The 19,361-nt window shown below is 68.6% G+C and carries 21 protein-coding genes, 1 tRNA gene and 1 pseudogene; 13 read left to right on the top strand and 10 right to left on the bottom strand.

The window, feature by feature from the left end:
• Positions 1-3 precede the first annotated feature (3 nt).
• From JOF29_RS25285 to JOF29_RS25260, 6 genes are all read left to right on the top strand, one after another.
• Positions 4-798 carry an alpha/beta fold hydrolase gene (locus JOF29_RS25285; protein WP_209696944.1) on the top strand — a complete coding sequence of 265 codons (795 nt, stop codon included), beginning with the start codon at positions 4-6 and terminating at the stop codon, positions 796-798.
• Positions 799-827: 29 nt separating this feature from the next.
• Entirely contained in the window at positions 828-1,772 is a 945-nt protein-coding gene (locus JOF29_RS25280) for an aldo/keto reductase (protein WP_209696943.1), read from the top strand.
• Positions 1,773-1,899: 127 nt separating this feature from the next.
• Positions 1,900-3,375, top strand: coding sequence for a hypothetical protein (locus JOF29_RS25275; protein ID WP_209696942.1), 1,476 nt, complete (start codon positions 1,900-1,902; stop codon positions 3,373-3,375).
• Positions 3,376-3,429: 54 nt separating this feature from the next.
• Positions 3,430-3,981 (top strand): DUF4240 domain-containing protein, encoded by a 552-nt coding sequence (locus JOF29_RS25270; protein ID WP_209696941.1) that lies wholly within the window; start codon positions 3,430-3,432, stop codon positions 3,979-3,981.
• A gap of 136 nt (positions 3,982-4,117) precedes the next feature.
• The gene (locus tag JOF29_RS25265) at positions 4,118-6,127 is read left to right on the top strand and encodes an HNH endonuclease signature motif containing protein (RefSeq protein ID WP_209696940.1); all 2,010 of its coding nucleotides are present in this window, start codon (positions 4,118-4,120) and stop codon (positions 6,125-6,127) included.
• Positions 6,128-6,251: 124 nt separating this feature from the next.
• The gene (locus JOF29_RS25260) at positions 6,252-6,782 is read left to right on the top strand and encodes a GNAT family N-acetyltransferase (protein ID WP_209696939.1); all 531 of its coding nucleotides are present in this window, start codon (positions 6,252-6,254) and stop codon (positions 6,780-6,782) included.
• Here JOF29_RS25260 and JOF29_RS25255 read toward each other — a convergent pair.
• The 3 genes from JOF29_RS25255 to JOF29_RS25245 are packed head-to-tail and all read right to left on the bottom strand — an operon-like array spanning position 6,763 to position 8,984.
• Positions 6,763-7,395 carry a hypothetical protein gene (locus JOF29_RS25255; RefSeq protein ID WP_209696938.1) on the bottom strand — a complete coding sequence of 211 codons (633 nt, stop codon included), beginning with the start codon at positions 7,393-7,395 and terminating at the stop codon, positions 6,763-6,765. The two genes, JOF29_RS25260 and JOF29_RS25255, sit on opposite strands and share 20 nt — an antisense overlap.
• A 12-nt stretch (positions 7,396-7,407) precedes the next feature.
• The gene (locus JOF29_RS25250) at positions 7,408-8,634 is read right to left on the bottom strand and encodes an RNA polymerase sigma factor (protein WP_209696937.1); all 1,227 of its coding nucleotides are present in this window, start codon (positions 8,632-8,634) and stop codon (positions 7,408-7,410) included.
• Positions 8,631-8,984: a YciI family protein gene (locus tag JOF29_RS25245; protein ID WP_245360319.1), complete on the bottom strand. Its 354-nt coding sequence runs from the start codon at positions 8,982-8,984 to the stop codon at positions 8,631-8,633. The genes JOF29_RS25250 and JOF29_RS25245 overlap by 4 nt, the downstream gene beginning before the upstream one ends.
• Before the next feature lie 180 nt (positions 8,985-9,164).
• On the opposite strand from JOF29_RS25245, the gene JOF29_RS25240 reads away from it, so the two are divergent.
• The 3 genes from JOF29_RS25240 to JOF29_RS25230 all read left to right on the top strand — a co-directional run bounded on the left by JOF29_RS25240 (position 9,165) and on the right by JOF29_RS25230 (position 11,191).
• Entirely contained in the window at positions 9,165-10,625 is a 1,461-nt protein-coding gene (locus JOF29_RS25240) for an MFS transporter (protein ID WP_209696935.1), read from the top strand.
• A complete protein-coding gene (locus JOF29_RS25235) occupies positions 10,607-10,762 on the top strand; it encodes a DUF6131 family protein (protein WP_209696934.1) in 156 nt (51 codons plus the stop codon). Before JOF29_RS25240 ends, JOF29_RS25235 begins: the two co-directional genes overlap by 19 nt.
• 69 nt (positions 10,763-10,831) lie before the next feature.
• A complete protein-coding gene (locus JOF29_RS25230) occupies positions 10,832-11,191 on the top strand; it encodes a YciI family protein (RefSeq protein ID WP_209696933.1) in 360 nt (119 codons plus the stop codon).
• Here JOF29_RS25230 and JOF29_RS25225 read toward each other — a convergent pair.
• Positions 11,162-11,383, bottom strand: coding sequence for a Clp protease/crotonase-like domain-containing protein (locus JOF29_RS25225; protein WP_209696932.1), 222 nt, complete (start codon positions 11,381-11,383; stop codon positions 11,162-11,164). The genes JOF29_RS25230 and JOF29_RS25225 overlap by 30 nt on opposite strands.
• 271 nt (positions 11,384-11,654) lie before the next feature.
• Here JOF29_RS25225 and JOF29_RS25220 point away from each other — a divergent pair, with 271 nt between their 5' ends.
• Positions 11,655-12,557 (top strand): VldE C-terminal domain-containing protein, encoded by a 903-nt coding sequence (locus JOF29_RS25220; protein ID WP_307863674.1) that lies wholly within the window; start codon positions 11,655-11,657, stop codon positions 12,555-12,557.
• Positions 12,558-12,561: 4 nt separating this feature from the next.
• Here JOF29_RS25220 and JOF29_RS25215 read toward each other — a convergent pair whose 3' ends face one another.
• Positions 12,562-13,830, bottom strand: a complete 1,269-nt coding sequence (locus JOF29_RS25215; RefSeq protein WP_209696930.1) for an FAD-binding oxidoreductase — start codon at positions 13,828-13,830, stop codon at positions 12,562-12,564.
• A gap of 89 nt (positions 13,831-13,919) precedes the next feature.
• Between JOF29_RS25215 and JOF29_RS25210 the strand changes: the two genes are divergently transcribed.
• Positions 13,920-14,663 carry a phosphotransferase family protein gene (locus JOF29_RS25210; RefSeq protein ID WP_209696929.1) on the top strand — a complete coding sequence of 248 codons (744 nt, stop codon included), beginning with the start codon at positions 13,920-13,922 and terminating at the stop codon, positions 14,661-14,663.
• Here JOF29_RS25210 and JOF29_RS25205 read toward each other — a convergent pair.
• Entirely contained in the window at positions 14,644-15,522 is an 879-nt protein-coding gene (locus JOF29_RS25205; RefSeq protein WP_209696928.1) for a sigma-70 family RNA polymerase sigma factor, read from the bottom strand. The genes JOF29_RS25210 and JOF29_RS25205 overlap by 20 nt on opposite strands.
• Positions 15,523-15,726: 204 nt before the next feature.
• Here JOF29_RS25205 and trpD point away from each other — a divergent pair, with 204 nt between their 5' ends.
• Entirely contained in the window at positions 15,727-16,773 is a 1,047-nt protein-coding gene (gene trpD, locus JOF29_RS25200) for an anthranilate phosphoribosyltransferase (protein ID WP_209696927.1), read from the top strand.
• Here the strand turns inward: trpD and JOF29_RS25195 are convergent.
• The 3 genes and pseudogenes from JOF29_RS25195 to JOF29_RS25190 all read right to left on the bottom strand — a co-directional run.
• Positions 16,770-17,531: an alpha/beta fold hydrolase gene (locus tag JOF29_RS25195; RefSeq protein WP_209696926.1), complete on the bottom strand. Its 762-nt coding sequence runs from the start codon at positions 17,529-17,531 to the stop codon at positions 16,770-16,772. The genes trpD and JOF29_RS25195 overlap by 4 nt on opposite strands.
• Complete coding sequence (locus JOF29_RS46065) at positions 17,522-17,869, bottom strand: hypothetical protein (RefSeq protein ID WP_372446352.1); 348 nt, start codon at positions 17,867-17,869, stop codon at positions 17,522-17,524. The genes JOF29_RS25195 and JOF29_RS46065 overlap by 10 nt, the downstream gene beginning before the upstream one ends.
• 26 nt (positions 17,870-17,895) lie before the next feature.
• A pseudogene (locus JOF29_RS25190) lies at positions 17,896-18,327 on the bottom strand (acyltransferase domain-containing protein); the annotation flags it as partial.
• A gap of 103 nt (positions 18,328-18,430) precedes the next feature.
• On the opposite strand from JOF29_RS25190, the gene JOF29_RS25185 reads away from it, so the two are divergent.
• Entirely contained in the window at positions 18,431-19,159 is a 729-nt protein-coding gene (locus JOF29_RS25185) for a DinB family protein (RefSeq protein ID WP_209696924.1), read from the top strand.
• A gap of 4 nt (positions 19,160-19,163) precedes the next feature.
• On the opposite strand, the gene JOF29_RS25180 is transcribed toward JOF29_RS25185, so the two are convergent.
• Positions 19,164-19,247, bottom strand: a tRNA-Ser gene (locus JOF29_RS25180).
• Between the last annotated feature and the right edge of the window lie 114 nt (positions 19,248-19,361).

Raw genomic sequence — 19,361 nt, 5'->3', positions numbered from 1 at the left:
ACCATGAGCACCGTGACATCGGCCGACGGCACCACGATCGGCTTCGACGCGTACGGCGCCGGCCGGCCGCTGATCCTGATCGACGGCGCGACCGCGCACCGAGCCGTGAACCCGCTCAACGCCGAGGTCGGGCAGCTGCTGAGCGACGGGTTCCGGACGTACGTGTACGACCGGCGCGGGCGCGGCCAGAGCACCGACACCGCGCCGTACGCGATCCAGCGCGAGATCGAGGACATCGCCGCGCTGATCGAGGACGCCGGCCAGCCGGCCATCCTGTTCGGCTGGTCCTCGGGATGCCTGCTCGCGCTCGATGCCGCGGCGGCGGGGCTGCCGGTCGCGGGGCTGGTGCTGTTCGAGCCGCCGGTCGTCGTGGACGACGTACGGCCGCCGCTACCGTCGGACTACGTCGAGCAGCTGGACGCGTTCGTCGCCGCGGGACGCCGGGACAAGGCCGCCGAGCTGTTCATGACCGCGGCCCTCGGGATGCCCGCGGAGGCGGTCGCCGGGATGAAGCAGTCGCCGTACTGGGCCCCGTTGGAGGAGATCGCGCACACGATCGCGTACGACGGGCGCATCATGGGCAGCACGATGTCCGGCAACCCGCTGCCTCCGGACCGCTGGGCGGACGTCAAGGTGCCGGTGCTGGTGCTGTACGGCGACAAGACCTGGCCGACGCTGTCCGCCGGCGCGCAGGCGGTCGCCGCGCACCTGCCTGACGCGACGTTGCGGGCGGTCCCCGGTGAGAACCACTCGACCGAGGCGTCGACCGTGGCGGCAGTACTGCGGGACTTGACCTAGACAGCGCTCTAGCTTGTTGGATCTGGCGCATGGCGAATCTTGCGCTGGGTGCGATGGAGTACGGGACGCGGATCGACGAGGAGACCTCGTTCCGGTTGCTGGATGCCTTTGTGGACGCGGGCGGGGAGTGGATCGACACCGCGAACTGCTACGCGTTCTGGCAGCACCCGAGCGGACAGGGTGGCCAGAGCGAGGAACTGCTCGGACGGTGGCTGGCGCAGCGTCCCGGCGTACGGGACCGGATCAAGCTGGCAACGAAGGTCGGGTGCGAGCCGCTCTGGCCCGGCAGCTACCCGGAGCACTCGGAAGGCCTGAGCGCCAAGGCGATCGACACGGCGCTCGAGACCTCGCTGCGGCGGCTGGGTGTCGACCACATCGACCTGTACTGGGCACACCGCGACGACCGGTCCACACCGCTGGAGGAGACCGTTGCGGCGTTCGGCAAGCACGCCAAGAACGGCACCATCGGCCGCATCGGCCTGTCGAACTATGCCCTCTGGAGGGTCGAGCGGATGCGCGGTCTGGCGCAGGAGCAAGGCGTCATGGGCCCGACCGCCCTACAGCTGCGCTACTCGTACCTGCAGCCACGCCCGTTCGTCCGCGACCACGCCCACGACCACCGCTTCGGCTGGATCACCGACGAGGTCCTGGACTACGCGGAGACCAACCCGGACCAGCAGCTGTTCGCGTACAGCCCCCTGATGTCCGGCACCTACGAGAACCGCCCCGACCGCCCCCTCGACCCCGCCTTCACCCACCCCGGCACCACCCGCCGCCTGGAGGCCCTCACCGACGTAGCCGCCTCCCTCAACACCACGCCCTCAGCAGTAGTCCTCGCGTGGCTCACCGGCGGCACGCCACCCATCACCCCCATTGTCGGCATCAGCAAACCCGCCTACCTCACCACCGCCCTCACCGGCACCCAGCTGAACCTCACAACAGAACACCGCCAACAACTCGACGACGTCTGGTAAAGACCAGATCCCGACCCGCCCCTTCACGTAGCGTGACGAAAGGCGTAAGGTCCCGGATTCGACGGGTGTTCACGGTGATGCGGGCCTATGGGGGGTCTGCCGGGACGAAGCCCGTGGGGGACAGCAGATGGCAGAGGAAAGCTGGCATCAGGCACGCCTGATACCGACATCCGGGATCAACGGCGCCGACGAGCAGGAGCGTCGGGCGACCTCGGCGCTCCTTGCGGTGATGTCATCGGTGCGCGAGTTCGGCCGGGTCTTGACCCAGCCGTTGGGCGCGCCGGCCGGTCAGCTGGAGACCTACATCGAGGTGCCGTTCCAGCTCGGAGAGCGACGGCTCTACCCGGACGGCGTGCTCAGGGCACGCCGCGGGCAGAAGGAGTGGACGGCACTCGTCGAGGTGAAGACCGGGGTCAACGCGCTCGACGCCGAGCAACTCGAGGCCTACCTCGACATTGCTCGCGAACAGGGCTTCGACGCGGTCGTCACGATCTCGAACGAGATCCCAGCCATCGCCGGCATGCACCCGACCAAGGTCGACAAACGCAAGCTGAAGCGGGTCGCGCTGTACCACTGGTCCTGGTCGATGATCCTGGCGGAAGCCGTCCTGCAGAAGGAACACCGAGGCGTCGCCGACCCCGACCAGGCGTGGATCCTCGGCGAGCTGATTCGCTACCTCGAGCACCCGCGCTCCGGGGCCTTGCAATTCGACGACATGGGGCCGTCGTGGGTGGCCACCCGGGAAGCAGTTGCCTCCGGCACACTCCGTCCGGGTGACAAATGTGCTCCCGAGGTAGCCGGCCGGTTCGACGCGCTGCTGAGATACGTCAGTCTGCAGCTCGGCCGGAAACTTGGTGACGATGTCACGCCGGCGCTGGCCCGGAAGGAGCTTGCCGATCCCGCGCTGCGATCGCAGGCACTCGTCCAGTCGATGAGCACGCAAGGGATCTTGCAGGGAGCCATCAACATCCCGAACGCCGTCGGGCAACTGGTGGTCACGGCTGACCTCCGAGCGGGCATGGTCACCTGCCACGTCGACATCGCAGCACCACGGGACGGCCGCGCCACGACGCGCGTCAACTGGCTGCTCCGGCAGCTACGGCACGCGCCGGACTCGACCAGGCTCGAGGCGTTCGTGATGCACGGCCGTGGCCCAGGTACGGCGGAGCTTCTGCGCGCTGTCCGTGATCAGCCGGCCCTGCTGATCGAGGATCCGAAGAAGGAACTGCGGTCGTTCCGGATCGCGCTCGGTTCGCCCCTCGGGAGCAAGCGCGGGCGTGGCCGTGGATCGTTCATCGACTCGGTGGAGAACGCGATCGACACCTTCTACGGCGACATCGTGCAGGACCTGCGAGCTTGGACGGCGGCACCGCCGAGGCTGCGTGAAACCCCGGAGCAGCCGGACGAACGCTCGGCGCTGACGTCGACTGCGCTGTCGTCGCAGGACGGGGCCGAAGGCGAGCAGCCAAGGCCTGGAGCTGACGACTGGACCGCGCCAGTCGCGGAGAGCAACCACGACGGGCCGGCGGACTCCGCGATCCTTGGTCAGCCGGCACCGGCGGTCATCGCGCACCGGCCAGTTGAACCCGAGACTTCCAGCTGAAGATCATCGCTTTCACCCTCCCGTTGGACCCGGGGTCGGTGAGATGGTTTGGGGGTGGACAAGGACAGGTTCTGGGGTCTGGTCGAGGATGCGCGTGCCTCGGTGGATGACACGGTGGCTGATCCGGACGGCGTTGCGGATGCGTTGACCAAGGTGCTGGGTGCAGCGCGCGGCGAGGTGATCGTCGGGTTCGGGACCGAGCTTGCGCGGTTGCAGGTCGAGTCGTTCCGGTGGGACCTGTGGGCGGCGGCGCACCTGATCAACGCGGGTGCTTCGGAGGACGGGTTCGACTCGTTCCGGGGCTGGTTGATCGCGCAGGGGCGAGAGGTGTGGGACGCCGCGCTCGCGGAGCCGGACTCGCTCGCCGACGTGGTCGACGAGGACCGGCCGGAAGGGTTCGAGGGCTTCGACGGCGAAGGGATGCTGCACGTCGGAAGTCACGCGTACAAGAACCTGACCGGCGACGAGGCGGCGTACTGGAAGGCCGTCGACGCCGAGGCACCGGACACGCCGGATGTTCCGGCGGGCGAAGAGATCGACTTCGACGACGGGGACGAGCTCGAGACCCGCCTCCCGCGCCTCGCGGCCCTGTACCTCAACGCCTGACCTCGGCCGGACCCGCCGCCGCACTGTTGCCTACGGCAACCGGAGAGGCGGAAAACCCCGCCCCGCAACGCCAAAGCCTCCACCAGGACTCCATTTCAAGTTTGGCATGGTCGAACATTTGTTCTAATATAGGCGCATGATCTCGACGGCGGACCACCCGGACCTCGGCGTTCCCACGCCAGGCGATCCCTGCGCGCCGTCCGCTGGATACGTCGTACTGCCAGTTCCTCCCGATGAGCTGGTTCCGCCGGATGATTCGTACGATCTCGACGATCTGTATGACGTTGATGGTTCGTGTGTGCCGCGGTACCTGTCCGAGGAGGACCTGTACGACGACCTGCCGCCGATGTCGCGGGTCGACCGGCTGGACTGGGAGGAGTGGGCCGGAGTCGACCAGGACGAGGCCGAACGCGCGATGCTGCGGTTGAAGGCACCGGCCTGGGTGTTCCTGCCACCCGGCGCCGAACTGGCCGCCGCCCTGGAACAGCTACGCCCGCAATGCGAGTCCCCGATCGCGCTGATCGAGGCAATGAAAGCCGCAGCCCGGATGGAAGCCTGGGCCGCCTCGATCAGGACCGGCGCGCAGGCCTGCTTCGTCCGGCAACGCAAAACCCAGGCCACCGAGATCCCCCGCCCAACCCAGCTCGACCCCGCCGGCCGCCCCATCGACCCCGAACGCTCCTGGGCCGCCGAGATCGCCGCCGCCCTGCACCTGTCCACCACCACCGCCGCCAGACACATCGACACCGCCCTGCACCTCACCAGCACCCTCACCGCCACCCACACCGCCCTGCGCTGCGGAGCACTCACGTTCTCCAAAGCCCTCGCCATCTCCGAAGCCACCCGCACCCTGCCACCCACCGCAGCCCAAGCCGTCGAAACCCACGTCCTAAAACGCGCCCCCGGCCAAACCCACCAGAACCTGAACGCCTCCCTGCGCCGCCAGGTCGCCAAACACACCACCCACGAACACACCGACCGCCACCACGCCGCCACCACCGACCGCACCTGCAAGATCATCCCCCTCGCCGACGGCATGGCCGGGCTGTGGATCGTGCACACCGCCGACAAAATCCAGCAAATGTGGATCGTCATCCAAGCCATGGCCGACCTCGCCAAACGCAGCACCCCCGTACCGATCCCCGGCGCCCCGAGCACCCCGGGCACCACCCCGAGCTTTGGCCTGGGTGGTGAACGTGGCATGCGCGCTGACCGTCCGGGGCCTACCGTCGCCAGGTCCAGCACACCCATCCAAGCCACCAGCACCGGCACGTCCGCCGCCGAGGCTCACTCAGACGCACCCAGCGCCGATCAACCTGCCACCGCGATGCCCACCAGCCGCAACACTGCCGACACCGCTCACCCGGCGGAGCCAGCCGGGCCTGGAAAGTCTGCTGGATCGGCTGAGACGACCGGGCCGAGTAAGTCTGCTGGACCGGGTAGAGCTGGGTCTGTGCAGGATGAGCGGCTCGCGCCTCAGCGGCGCGCCGACGTCATGGCCGACCTGTTCGAGCACATGCTGTACAACGGCCTGGACTGGCTCGGGCGGCGCCTACCCGACCGGCACCGGCGACGCCCACACATCGAAGTCATGATCCCGATCACCACCCTGCTCGGCATGGACGACGACCCCTGCGAGCTCACCGGCTACGGCCCGATCCCGTCCGCCATGGCCCGCCGCGTCGCCACCGCCGGCACCTGGCGACGCCTGCTCACCGACCCCACCAACGGCACCGTCCTCGACGCCTCCACTACACGCCACGACCCCGGCGCCGCCGTCACCGAAACCCTCCTCGCTCGGCACCCCGTCTGCGCCTGGCCCGGCTGCAACCGCGCCTCCCGCGAATGCGACCGCGACCACACGACGCCCTTCGCCCAAACCAGGCAGACCCATCTGACCGGCCTGGTCCCGTACTGCGAATATCACCACGTCATCAAGGACACGAAAGCCTGGGGCTGGAAGACCATCGCCCACCCCGATGGCTCCGTGACCCTCACTGCGCCGACCGGCCACCGCTACACCACGGTCCCACCCGCGCGCGGACCCATCGCGCCCCCCGCCGCACCACCCACCGCCGCACCACCACCCACCGCCGCACCACCCACAGGCGAGCCCCCGGCCAGAGCCGAACCGCCACCCTTCTGACCTGGCTGGGGCCCGATTTGGTGCGCACCGTGGCCAAGTTCGTTGGAGCGGACGACGCGATGACCGCCGGCCCCCCGGCAGTTAATGGGTCGTCCGCGGAGGGGCTGGAGGTGAAGATGGGGCTATGGCAATTGTCTCCTCTCCAGCGGTCCGCTTCGTCGAGATGACCGGTACCGCACTGAGCGCGTTGCTGGGCGACGACCGCCCAGCGGCAGAGGCCGAGCTCGGATTCCCACTCGGCGAGGAGTTCCTCACTGACCGGGCGAAGTGGCTCTGGCAGTACCGCCTCGACCAGTTGACCCGGGATCCCAGCACCTTCGGGTGGCTCGTCAAGCTCGCCGTGGTCGACGGGGTCGTCGTCGGGTATGCCGGTTTCCACGGTCCACCGGACGAGGCCGGCATGGTGGAGATCGGCTACACGGTCGACCCGCCGTACCGGCGGCAGGGTCACGCCAGGTCGATCGTGACCGCGCTCCTGGAACGCGCCGCCGCCGAACCCCTGGTCCAGACCGTGCGGGCCACGATCAGCCCCACCAACCAGGCATCGCTCGCCACCATTGCCGGCTTCGGATTCGTCCAGAACGGTGAACAGTGGGATGAGGAAGACGGCCTGGAGCTCATCTTCGAACGTCGAGCTACGCCGGCTCGCCGCTGAGGCGCTCGATGGCGTTGCGTAGGCGGCGGCGCCAACCGGACTGGCCGGCCTCGTCGTCGGCAGCCGCGAGGCTGACCAGGTGCTGGGCGGTCTCGAAGCCCTCGTCGATCATGGGGTTCTCCGGCTCGATCTCACGAGTGGACCACCCGAACCCGTCCGGCACCAGCAGCTCAGGTACGAGCACCTCGTGGCTGAGCGACGTCAACTCCTCGTCACCGTTGCCGATGCTGAAGATCGTCGTACCGCGTTTCCGGACGTCGCTGATGCGCTCCAGCAACGTGTCGGCGGGAGCGTCCTCGGCAACCACCAGCAACGACTCGCCACGACCGGCGTCGCGCAGCCGGTCCAGCCCGATCGCCAGGTGCGGTGGAGCATCCGACGGCGGCGCCCAGCGAACCAATGACGGCCGCATGTCCTCAACACCGGCCATGCGCAGCTCGTCGTCCAAGTGGGCGGTGAGGTGCCACGGCTCCTCGTCGACCGGCCCGAACAGCATCAGCCCGCTACGTCTCGTGGTGAACCGCCGGAGCGCGTAGCCGAACTCCGTGGTCCGGTTACCCAACTCGGTGCCACTCAACATCTCCCGGAGGAGTGAGGCCCTGGTGAGATCCACCGGTCCAACATCTCACGCCAGGCGGTCCGCTTTCGACTGCAAGTAGTGCCGCTCCGGCACACTCGTCGTGCGCCGTGCCGCCAACAGGTAGCTCTCCCGCGCAGCAGCCAGGTCACCGGACATCTCCAGCAGGTGTGCGCGTACTGCTTCCAGCCGGTGGTTCATGCGGTCGTCCGAGGCAAGAGGCTCGAGTACGGCGAGCCCCTCCTGCGGGCCGACCGCCATACCGACCGCTACCGCGTGGTTGAGCTTCACCATCGGGTTGTCGACCAACTGCTCGAGTACGTCGTACAGCGCGACGATCTGGCGCCAGTCCGTCGCGTCCGCGCGCTCTGCGGTGTCATGTACCGCAGCAATCGCCGCTTGTACCTGGTACGGCCCCAGCTGCGTCCGGGACAACGCATCACTCACCAGAGCCTCACCCTCGACGACGGCGGCACGGTCCCACTTCGACCGGTCCTGCTCGGCAAGCGGGATCAGGGCTCCGTCGGTACCGGTACGGGCTGCCCGCCGCGCGTCGGTGAGCAGCATCAACGCCAGCAGCCCTGCCACCTCACCGTCGTCCGGCCGCAGCTTCCGTACGCCGCGCACCAGCCGGATCGCCTCCGCCGTGAGCTCCGCACTGTGCAGCGACGTACCGGACGACGCCGTGTAGCCCTCGTTGAAGATCAGGTAGAGGACGTGCAGTACGGCGCCCATCCGCTCGTCGCGCTCCGCCTCCGGGGGCATCTCGAACGTACTGCCGGCCTGCTTGATGCTCCGCTTCGCCCGGCTGATCCGCTGCGCCATGGTCGACTCCGGCACCAGGAACGCCGCCGCGATCTGCGCCGTGCTGAGACCGCCGACGGCCCGCAGCGTCAGCGCGATCTGCGATGCGGCCGACAACGCCGGATGGCAGCAGAGGAACAGCAGCGTCAGCGTGTCGTCCCGCCCGCCCGGGTCGTCGATCTCGGGGCCCGAGGCAACGAACTCCTCCGGCGCGGCGAGCTGCGCCGCGTTCTCCTCCCGCCGCCGGCGCGCCGACTCGCTGCGGAGCAGGTCGGTGAGCCGCCGCGACCCGACCCGGATCAACCAGCCGCGCGGGTTGTCCGGTACGCCCTCCTCCGGCCACTGCTGAGCAGCCGCGAGCAAGGCCTCCTGTACGGCCTCCTCAGCGAGGTCGAAGTGGCCGTAGTGCCGGACGAGCGCACTCAGCACCTGCGGCGCCTGTTCCCGCAGCAGCAGCTCGAAGTTCGTCACATCTCCAGCCCGGACATGTCCATCACCGGCCGCACCTCCACGGCCATGTACTCCGCGTCAGGTAGCCGGGCGGCGTACCCGATCGCCTGGTCTATGTCGTCGCACTCCACCAGGTAGAACCCGGCCAGGTGCTCCTTGGCCTCCGCGTACGGCCCGTCCGTGGTGGTCGCGGTCTCGTCGACCACCCGTACAGTCCGTGTCGTGATCGGGTCCGCCAGACCGGCCGCACTGACCAGCAGGCCCTGCTCGGTCAGCTCCTGCGCCAACGACTCGTGCGCCTGCACCAAGCCCTCGCGCTGCTCGGCGGACAGGCCTTCCCAGCTCTCGGCGTTGCTGTAGATCAGCAGCATGTACTTCACAGACACCATCCTGTCCCCAGCGGAGGCCGCTGTGACCTCCAGTCACCAGGTACGTCGAAGCAGGGAGGCCGTACTTCGACAGTTGCGATATGTCGAAGTACAGCAGGTCGGCGCCGACGTCCCTGGCGAGTGACGCTCAGCCGGGGTGTCCCGCCGTACTGGAGATGACTGATGGTGCCGGAATCGAAGCGCTGGCTCGCGCTCGCGTTGCTGTGTCTGACCGGGTTCATGATCATCCTGGACGCGTCGATCGTGCTGGTCGCGATCCCGTCGATCGAGCGGGAACTGGCGTTCTCGATCGGAGGCGTGCAGTGGGTGCCGAGCGGGTACGCGCTGATGTTCGGCGGACTCCTGCTGCTCGGCGGGCGGATCTCCGACCTGCTCGGGCGGCGGCGCGTGTTCATGACCGGGCTGCTGCTGTTCGCCGGGTCCTCTCTGCTGTGCGGGTTCGCGTGGAGCGGTGACGCACTGGTGCTCGCCCGCGGGCTACAGGGTGCTGCGGCCGCCGTACTGGCTCCTAGTGCGTTGTCGATCGTGATGACCACCTTCCCGTCGGGTCCGGATCGCAACAAGGCGCTGGGGATCTGGGGCGCGACCAGTGGCGTGGGAGGTACGGCGGGCTCGCTCATCGGAGGCCCTGTGACGGACGGGCTCGGCTGGCAGTGGATCTTCTTCATCAACGTGCCCGTGTGCGTAATGGTCGTCCTACTGGCGCCGCTACTGCTGCAGGACAGCCGTGGATCGGGCCGCCGCGGGTTTGACGTAGCTGGTGCAGCAACGGTCACGGCTGGGCTCATTGTGCTCGTGTACGCCGTCATCCAGGCCCCTGCGTCGTCTGTGCTCCGGACGGTGCTCTTGGTGCTGGTGTCCGGCCTCCTGTTCGTGCTGTTCGTTTTCGTCGAGAAGCGGTCGGCTGCACCGCTCGTACCGCTAAGGATCTTCCACTCGCGCGCACTGGTTGGTGGGAACCTCATCACGATCAGCTGGGGCCTGGCGGCGTTCGGCCTGAACTTCGTCTACACGCAGTACGCCCAGCTCGCTCTTGGTGTGTCAGCGGTTCGCTACGGCCTCATGTCCGCAGTACTCGCAGCTACCGCGGTAGGCGGGTCCATGGTCGGCCAGCACCTCGTCACACGCGTCGGCCCACGCAGGGTCGCGTTCGTGTCGCTCCTGGCCGCAGGAGTCGGTACGACGCTGATGACCAGGCTCACCGTGACGTCCGGGTACTTCGAGTTGGCGTTCTGGGGTCTCACGATCTTCGGCGCCGGGCTGGGTGCCGGCTCGGTCGCCGGCTCGATCGCGTCCCTCAGCGACGTGGCGGGCGAGGACGCCGGCATCGCGTCCGGGTTGCAGAACGCAAGCTTCCAGATCGGCGGTGCGGTCGGCATCGCCGTGGTGTCCGCCGTCGCCACCACCGGTACGTCGGGATCCACGCCGGTCGCGCTCACCCACGGCTACCGGATCGCGTTCGCGACCGTGTGGGTGTTCATCGCGATCGGGATCACCGGATGCCTGCTGGTCAAACAACTGTTGGAGGTTCACGGCCCGGGGAGTGGGCACCGGAGGTCCGTGGCCGCCACGTCCGCGCGGCGGCCCCCGAGAAAGGAGGCATCATGCTCGTCCTCGGACTGATTCTGTTGCTCCTAGGGTTCCTGCTGCACATCTCGATCCTGTGGACCGTCGGCATCATCCTGCTCGTGATCGGAGCCGCGCTCTGGGTCGTCGGTTCTACCGGCCGCCTGATCGGCGGCAGGCGCCACTGGTACTGATCGGAACGAGCACAGGACCCCGCGGACCGTCCGCGGGGTTCTGTCGGTGCGGGTGGTTACGGTGATCTCATGAAGTACGTCGTGATGATCTTCCGGAGCGTCGACCGGGAGTGGACCGCCGAGGACGAGGCGGCACTCAAGCGGCTGATCGCGCTCGAGCAGGAGCTGGCGAGCTCCGGTGAGCTGATCAGTTCGGAAGGGCTGGTGCCGCCGGAGCAGGGGCGGATCGTCCAGCTCCGGGACGGCCGGCAGGTGGTCACCGACGGGCCGTTCGGCGAGGCGAAGGAGCAGCTGGCCGGGTTCTTCCTGATCGACGCCGACGACGCTCGCGCGCAGTCGATCGCGTCGCAGGTCTCGGCAGCGGTCGGTGACCGGGTCGAGCTCCGCGGCACGCTGATCTCAACGGGAATGCCAGACGCACTCCGGTGAACGCTTCTGCGTGAAGGCGTCGATGCCTTCCGCGAGCTCACCGGACGCGATCGTCTCGCGATACCGCCGTACCGCTGCCTGATCGGCGTCCTGGCCGGCGAGCAGCGCGTTGACCGACTCCTTGGCCGAGCGGATCGTCAGCTGCGACCGCGACACCAACGTCGCCGCGAAACTCTCGACCCGAAATCCCACCAGCGCAGTCAACCCCAACCCGGTTCTGACCACCAAGCGTTTGATCTCGAACGGGTTACTTCCGGATAGCGGTCAGGTCACGGCGGGGGTCAGCCTGTGGATGTTCGCAATGCGTTAAGACTCCGGGTCGATTCGAACCCGCGTGGCGATGTGTGCTTGACTCCTCCGGTCGATAACGTTTTGGTCTCGGCAGATTGGGTCTCCAGTGGCAGGTCGACATAGTCAGGCGCGGCACCGTCAATCGCGTCCGAAGGTGCTCCAGCCCGGCATTGTGAAGGTTGCGATCCCCGGCGCGGCGGTGGCGATGGTGGCCACCGGTTCGGCGGTGGCGTTCCCCAGCCAGCACGTCCAGCTCGACCCGTCGATCGCCAGCTCGTCCCTGCAGCTGTCGCGCGACGCCAAGGTCAGCCGGGACGCCCTGCGCCCGCCGATCAACCCGACCACCACGGCGACACCGAGTACGCCGAAGCCGACGTCGAGCCCGACGGCCAAGCACCTGAAGAAGCAGGCGCCGATCCCGAAGCCGACCGCCGCGAAGACCCGCGCCAGCCAAGACGTGACGGCGCCGCCGACGATCTCCGGCACGAAGTACACCACCACCGACGTGAACCTCTGGTCGCTGCCGCTCACCGGCCTCCTGCTGGACGTGCTGCCGAAGGGCACCAAGGTCTCGGTCACCGGCAAGGTCGACGGGCTGTACTCCGAGGTCGTCAGCGGCGGCAAGTCCAGCTGGGTGAAGTCGCAGTACCTGTCCGCCACGAAGCCGGTCGCGCAGGTCGTCGGTGCGATCTCCCAGGCCGCCTGCAAGTCCGGCTCCGCCATGGAGCAGGGGCTGACCCCGGACGCGATCCGGGTGCACCGGGCGATCTGCGCGATGTATCCCGACATCAGCACGTACGGCGGTCTGCGGGCCGGAGACACCGGCTCCGAGCACGCGACCGGCCACGCGGTGGACATCATGATCAACAGCGCGTCGGAGGGCCAGCAGATCGCCGACTGGCTGAAGGCGAACTACCAGAAGCTCGGCGTCAGCCAGCTCATCTGGGAGCAGCACATCTGGACCGTGCAGCGCAGCAGCGAGGGCTGGCGCGCGATGCCGGACCGCGGCAGCCCGACCGCGAACCACATGGACCACGTCCACGTCTCCGTCTACGGCAACACCGGTACGGTCTGATCCCTCAGGGGCGGATGTTCGCGTTGAGGTGGAACAGGTTCGACGGGTCGTAGGCCCGTTTCACCTCACGCAGCCGCCGCAGGTCCTTCGGGTCGTACGCCGTGTCCGCGCGGCTCGGGTCTCCGAGGAAGTTCACGAACGTACGGCCCGAGCACGATAGGTCGGCGACCTCGCGGTCGATGATCAGCGAGTACGCCGCCGCGCGGTGCCCGACAGGTCCGGCGCCCGGCCCGGGATGCGCCATCGCGCCGCCCCAGTGCCGTACCTCGACCGTCGCGTCCTCGAGTTCGGCGACGATGTCGATCACCTCGTCGGTCAGCGTGTCCAGGAAGTCCAGGTGCCGCGCGGGTGTGCCGCCCATCGCGGCGTCGGCGTACTCGATGGTTCCGAGCTCTCCCGCCAGACGCGGCCCGGCGGTTGCGAAGAGCGGCTTCAGCAGGTGTTCGGCGAGCTCGGCGGGTCCGGCGTACAGGACCTTGATCGCGACGGCCCGCTGCTCGGTGCCGGGGACGCGGGTGAGGACGACCGCGGTGCTCAGGTCGTTGGGGATCGTCGCGGTCCAGTCGCGGTACCGGCGGAGGATCGCGGCGGCGCGGTCGATGCCGTAATACACGATGCCGGCGTGCACCTCGCGGACCGGGTACAGGCGGAACTCCAGCGAGGTGACCACGCCGAAGTTGCCGGTGCCGCCGCGGATCGCCCAGAACAGGTCCGGGTGGTGCTCGGCGCTCGCGGTGACCAGGCGGCCGTCGGCGGTCACGAGTTCGGCGCGGATGACGCTGTCGGCCGCGAACCCGTACTTGCGGGCCAGCCACCCGACGCCGCCGCCGAGCGTGTACCCGGTGACACCGACGTCCCGGTGCGAGCCGGACAACGGCGCGAGCCCGAACTGCCGGGCGGCGTCGAGCACCGCGCCCCACCGCGCACCCGGCGCGACCTTGGCGATCCGCCGCTCCGGGTCGATCAGCACCGTCGTCATCGGCGTCGTCTTCAGCAGGATCCCGCCGTCCGCCGGCACCCGCGTCCCGTGCCCGGTCGCCTGCACCGCGATCGGTACGCCGTACTCCCGAGCGGTCCGCACCGCCGCCTGGACGTCGGTCCGCCCGTACGCCTCGGCGATCAGGAGCGGACGCGAATCCACCGACGGAATCACCGACCGCCGTTGCTCGTCGTACTCCGCCTCACCCGGCAGCCGGACGGCACCGTTGAACCCCGCCCCCAACAGCCCCGCCACCACATCCCGCGTACCCGCCACCACTGCCTGCGTAGACATCCGGTCCACTCCCTCGCGCCGTATCCGCTACTGCCCATACGTCGAAGGGGATCGCCCGGTATCGACACACCCGGCAAACTTCTTTCTCGATGACCCACACCATCGAACTCACCGACACCACCGCCACCAAGCACTACACGTCCTGGTCCCGCGGCGAACCCACCCGCGAGTGGACAGCCCTCACCCTCCTCTCCCAAGCAACCCCCGACCTGACCCCCACCCCGCTCGCGTCCTCCCACGACCACACCCCGTGGTTACAGATGACCCGAACCTCAGGCCACCCCCTCAGCGCCCCGCTGACTCCCACCCAACTCACAGCGCTGGGCAACGCCCTCGAGGCCCTCTGGTCAGCCCCGGCCGACCTCCTCGACCCAATCGGCCTAACAGCCCTGGTCGAGCGCACCCGTACCGGCCTGACCACCCTCACCGCCAGCGAAGGTGTTATCGCACAAGCCGCCACCGCCTGGCTCGACAACCAACCACCAGACCTGACAGACCTACCGGACCCCGTGGTGGCCCATGGCGACCCCAACCTCACCAACTACCTCTGGGACGGCAGCCGGATCCGCATCATCGACTTCGAGGACTCCGGTCGCGGAGACCGCACGGTGGAGCTCGCCAACCTCGTCGAGCACCTTTCCTGGCGAACTACGGACCCCACCCCACTGGTACGACGCTTCGCACCGGACCTGCGCCGCTTCAACGCAGCACGTCTGCTCTGGTCCGGCTTCTGGCTGATGCTGATCGCCCCAGGAGGCCCCAGCGCCGACCGGAACCCACGTGGCACCGCAGAAGCCCAGGCCCGCCGCGTACTCAGGCTGGCAGCGGAATAGCCTCCAGCCGCTCCACATCCGCCAGGATGTCCAGCTCGGTGATCAACCCGTCCGTGACGGTCACCGCCATGACACCCATCAGCCGCCCGTTGACCACAGTGAGCAGCCCAGGCGTCCCGTTGACCAGCGCCACCTGCAGATACGGTCCCATCCGGCTGAACATGAGCGCCTGCTCGACAACCGCCTTCGCCCCACGCACCAGCTTCGACACGGCCGGTCCGGCGTACTGCGCACTCGCCGCACCCGCGTCCGCACGCAGCAGCACCTCCGGGTCGAGCAGCTGCAGCAGCGCCTCGAAGTCCCCGCCCCGCGACGCGGCCATGAACGCCTCGACGATCGCCCGCTGCCGGTTCAGGTCACCGTCGCTCGCCGGTGCACCCTGGACCCGCCGCCGCGCGCGGCTGGCCAGCTGACGGGTCGCGGCCGGCGACTTGTCCACAATCGTCGCGATGTCGTCGAACCCGACCCCGAACATGTCGTGCAGCACGAACGCCAGCCGCTCGGCCGGCGACAGCGTCTCCAGTACGACGAGCAACGCCAGCCCGATCGCGTCCGCCTGAACCGCCTCGTCCTCCGGCCCCAGCTCACTCAGTACCGGGTCCGCGACGTACGTCTCCAGCGCGTCCTCTCGCCGCGACTTGCGGCTGCGCAACATGTCCAGGCACACCCGCGACACCACCGTGGTCAGCCAGCCGCCCAGGTTGCCGACATCACTCACGTCGGTCCGGCTCAGCCGCAGCCAGGCCTCCTGTACGGCGTCCTCTGCTTCCGCCAGCGACCCGAGCATCCGGTAAGCAACTGCCCGCAGGTGCCCGCGGTTCTCCTCGAACCGCAGCGCCAACTGCTCGTGCTCGTCCACTAACTGCCCTCCTCAGAGCCCTGACGGACCAGCCCACGACGATGTGACAGCCAGGGTAGAGTCAGGGACATGTTCCAGCGCGCAGGTATGTGGTGGGCCGTCGACCAGACGGCCTGATCCCGCGCGTACCCACCCGGCCGTCTCCTGCGAGGCGGCCGTTGTCATGTTCTCCTCGCGGGCGGCCCTGCACCCTGAGGAATGCCGATGGCAGCAACGCTCCGGACGTGGTCCGGTCTGATCTCCGCGCTCCTGGCCGGCTCCGACCTGTCGGCTGCGGACACGAGCTGGGCCATGGACCAACTGGTGCTGGGCGAGGCGTCCCCGGCGCAGATCTCCGGGTTCCTGATCGCTTTGCGCGCCAAGGGCGAGACCGCGGACGAACTCAACGGCCTGGCAGCGGCACTGCGTTCGCATGCGACGCCTGTGCGGATCCACGGACCGTTCGTGGACATCGTCGGTACCGGCGGCGACCGTACCGGCGCAGCCAACATCTCCACGATGGCCGCAGTGGTGGTTGCCGCTACCGGTGTCACCGTCGTCAAGCACGGCGGCCGCGCCGCCTCGTCCTCAGCCGCCGGCTCTGGCGACCTGGTGGAGTACCTTGGCGTCCCACTCGACCTGTCGCCCGCTGCGGCGGCCCAGGTGGCTGCTGACGTCGGCCTGACCTACCTGTTCGCGCCACGGTTCAACCCGGCGCTCCGTGCGGCCGCCGTCGTACGACGCGAGCTGGCCGTCCCCACGGCGCTCAACGTGCTGGCACCGTTGCTGAACCCTGCTGACCCTCAGCACCAGCTCGTGGGAGTCGCTAACGCACGGATGCTCCCAGTGCTCGCAGAAGCCCTTGCTGCACAGGGCAAGTCAGCACTGGTCGCGAGAGGTGACGACGGGTTGGACAAGCTCACCACCACTGGCTACTCGCGGCTGTGGGTAGTACATGACGGGTCTGCTTCGGAGGTGGTCTTCGACCCGCGTTCGCTCGGGCTACGGCCGTCCTCGCTCGCAGAACTACGTGGTGGCGATGCAGCTTTCAACGCGCGGTTGCTGCGCGGGCTGGTCGACGGAGAGCGTGGACCGGTGCGGGACGTCGTACTGCTGAATGCTGCTGCCGCGTTGGCGACCCTGTCGTTGGAGTCAGGTCTTGAGCAGATGACGGACTGTTTCGAGTGGTGCCGGGAGGCTGTGGACACTGGTCGAGCGGCCGAGGTACTGGATCGCTGGACCAGCCAGTACCTGTCCTGTCCGGTGCCCTAGTCGCCGGCGAGCCGGAGGATGGTGTCGGTCACCAGCTGCGGCTCGCGAAGGCTCGGGAAGTGGTCGACACCAGGCATCCAGATGAACTCGCAGCCGGGGATCCGCGCGGCCGTACCGCCGGCCACGGCTGCGAGGATCGGACGGTCCTTGTCGCCGACCATGACGACCGACGGAGCCTGGATCTCGTGCAGCCGGTCGTAGACGGCCGGGTCCTCCTGCAGGTAGTCGTCTTGGTCGAACCACGCTGGAATGGCAGCACGCAGCTGAGCAACCACGGCGTCGTCAGAGCCTGCTCTTGCCCACTCACGCAGTCCTAGCTTCACAAGACCGTCCACGTCCTGCTCTGCTGCGAGTACGTCGTACCGCGCATCCAGCTCGGGCTCGTCGGGCCAGGGGAAGCCAGGTACGCCCGGACACAACAGCACCAGCCCGTGCACCCGTTCCGGGTGGGCCAGTGCGTAGCTGAGCGCATTACCGCCGCCCATCGAGCAGCCGACGAGCAGGACTTGCTGTAGCTCCAGCTGGTCCAGCACAGTCTCCAGGTCCTTCAGCAGCGAGAACTCCGTCGTCGGCAGGGGCGATCGCCCGTACCCGCGTACGTCGTACCGAAGGACGCGGCGGCCGTCGAGTCCAGGCAGCACGAGGTCCCAGACGCGGGAGTCTCCGACGCCAGGGTGCAACAGCACGATCGGTACGCCGTCACCGGCCAGGTGCTCGGTCCAGACCGTGTCCTGCCCAACCGGGATCGTCAGCTCCATGCCTTAAGCATGCCTGTACGCCCGTGCCAGTGACGACCGGCGCGTAGGTGTTCGACGAACGCCCGCTGCAGGGTGGTGTCTTGAGGAACAGCCGCGAGGTCCTGCTCGGTGAACGGGCCAGGAGGTCCCGGGAGGTGCAGACCGAGGCGCATCAGCTCACGGTCTCCCTCAGCGGGGTCCTCTTGCGGCAGGTACGGCAGCAGGTCGAACCGGTTCTGGAAGCGGATGATGTTGGAGTCAGGACGCAGGTACTCCGCCAGCTGTGGATCCAGCAGCCAGGAGTAGCAGACGATACCGGCCAACGGCTCTTCCGGGTACCAGCGTCCGAAGTACTCCACAGCGGCATCAGCCCGACGCCCGGGCGCCCGTGGATGTGGCGGTGCGTCCCCATCACTCCGCCCAGCGCGGACACCGTCGCCACGGTCACCGACTCGGGCACGCCGCGTTGCGCGTGGAGCTCGCGCAGCCCGGGCAGGCTCGCCAGCAACGCCCAGGCTGGAGCGAACAGCCCCGTCGGCGAGGCGTCAGCCGGTACGGACGGCCAGCTGCTGAAGCCTACGGACGGTACGGCGAGCCCCAGATCACGCTCGACCTCCGCAGCCAGCGCACCCGTGACCGCCCACCACTCCGGCTCCCGCTCCGGGTCCGGCCGCGCCGCCAGCATCTCGCGACGGTCAGCCGGGGTGACACCGCAGTACGCCATCAACTCCTCGGCGTTGCCGGGTGGTTCGGGTCCTGTGCCCAGGCCCTTGAACCGCTCGGGGTCCTTGAAGCCGACACGTTTCGCTGCAGTCATCGCATCCATACGTCGAGCCCACCACGGGCCGGGGCGTCAGCGCACGACTTTTGTGTCACAGGTCACGGCTAGGCTCACCGCGACGGCTAGCGAAGGAGCAGGAATGACGAAGTTCGGGCAGTCCGACGACTTGCGAGGGGCGGAGTTCGCGGAGGCGAACCTGAAGGGGGCACGGTTCGTCGAGTGCGACCTGACCGACGTGGTGATGCGCGGCGTCGACATCGGCGGCACGGACATCGACGCGCCGTGGCTCGCCGAGGCCGGGGCCAGCCTGATGATCAACGGCGTCGAGGTCGCGCCGTACGTCCAGGCCGAGCTGGACCGCCGCTTCCCGGGCCGGTCCGAGCGCCACGCCGAGGACCTCGACGGGCTCCGCTCCGCGTGGGCCGCCGTCGAGCGGGCCTGGTCGAAGGCACGCGACCGCGCCGCGAGCATGCCCGACGGCACCGTCGACATGTCGGTCGGCGGCGAGTGGTCGTTCGCCCAGACCCAGCGACACCTCGTCCAGGCCACCGACCTCTGGCTGGGCCGCGCCGTCCTCGAACGCGACGACCTCCACCCTTTGGGCGTCAGGTACGGCGACACCCCTGCCGACACGCCGCCGTACGCCGAGGTCCTGAAGGCCCGCGCCGACCGGGTCGCCATGGTCCGCGACTTCCTCGCCACCATCACCCCGCCCGACCTCGACACCCCACGCACCAATCCCCACGGCCCGCGCCCCGAAACCACCCGCTCGTGCCTCCACGTGATCCTCGGAGAGGAATGGGAGCACTACCGCTTCGCCACCCGCGACCTCGACACCATCGCCACCGGCAAGAAACCCACAATCTGAGCGGAGGGCGTGGGATTCGAACCCACGATGACGGTCACCCGCCATACCGGTTTTCAAGGCCGGAAGGCTTGCAGAGTGGAAGTGGCTCCTGACCTGGGCAAACTCCGGCGCAGTGCACGTCAGCGGAACCGCGCGGGCACCATGCGGGCACAGGGCACCGATTTTGGCCCCACAACGCAGCGACCGGCTCGCCTCAGGTCGA

It is taken from the genome of Kribbella aluminosa, from assembly GCF_017876295.1.
GTDB lineage: Bacteria > Actinomycetota > Actinomycetes > Propionibacteriales > Kribbellaceae > Kribbella > Kribbella aluminosa.
The sequence above is the reverse complement of the archived record's forward strand: the minus strand, read 5'-3'. Positions and strand labels throughout refer to the sequence as shown.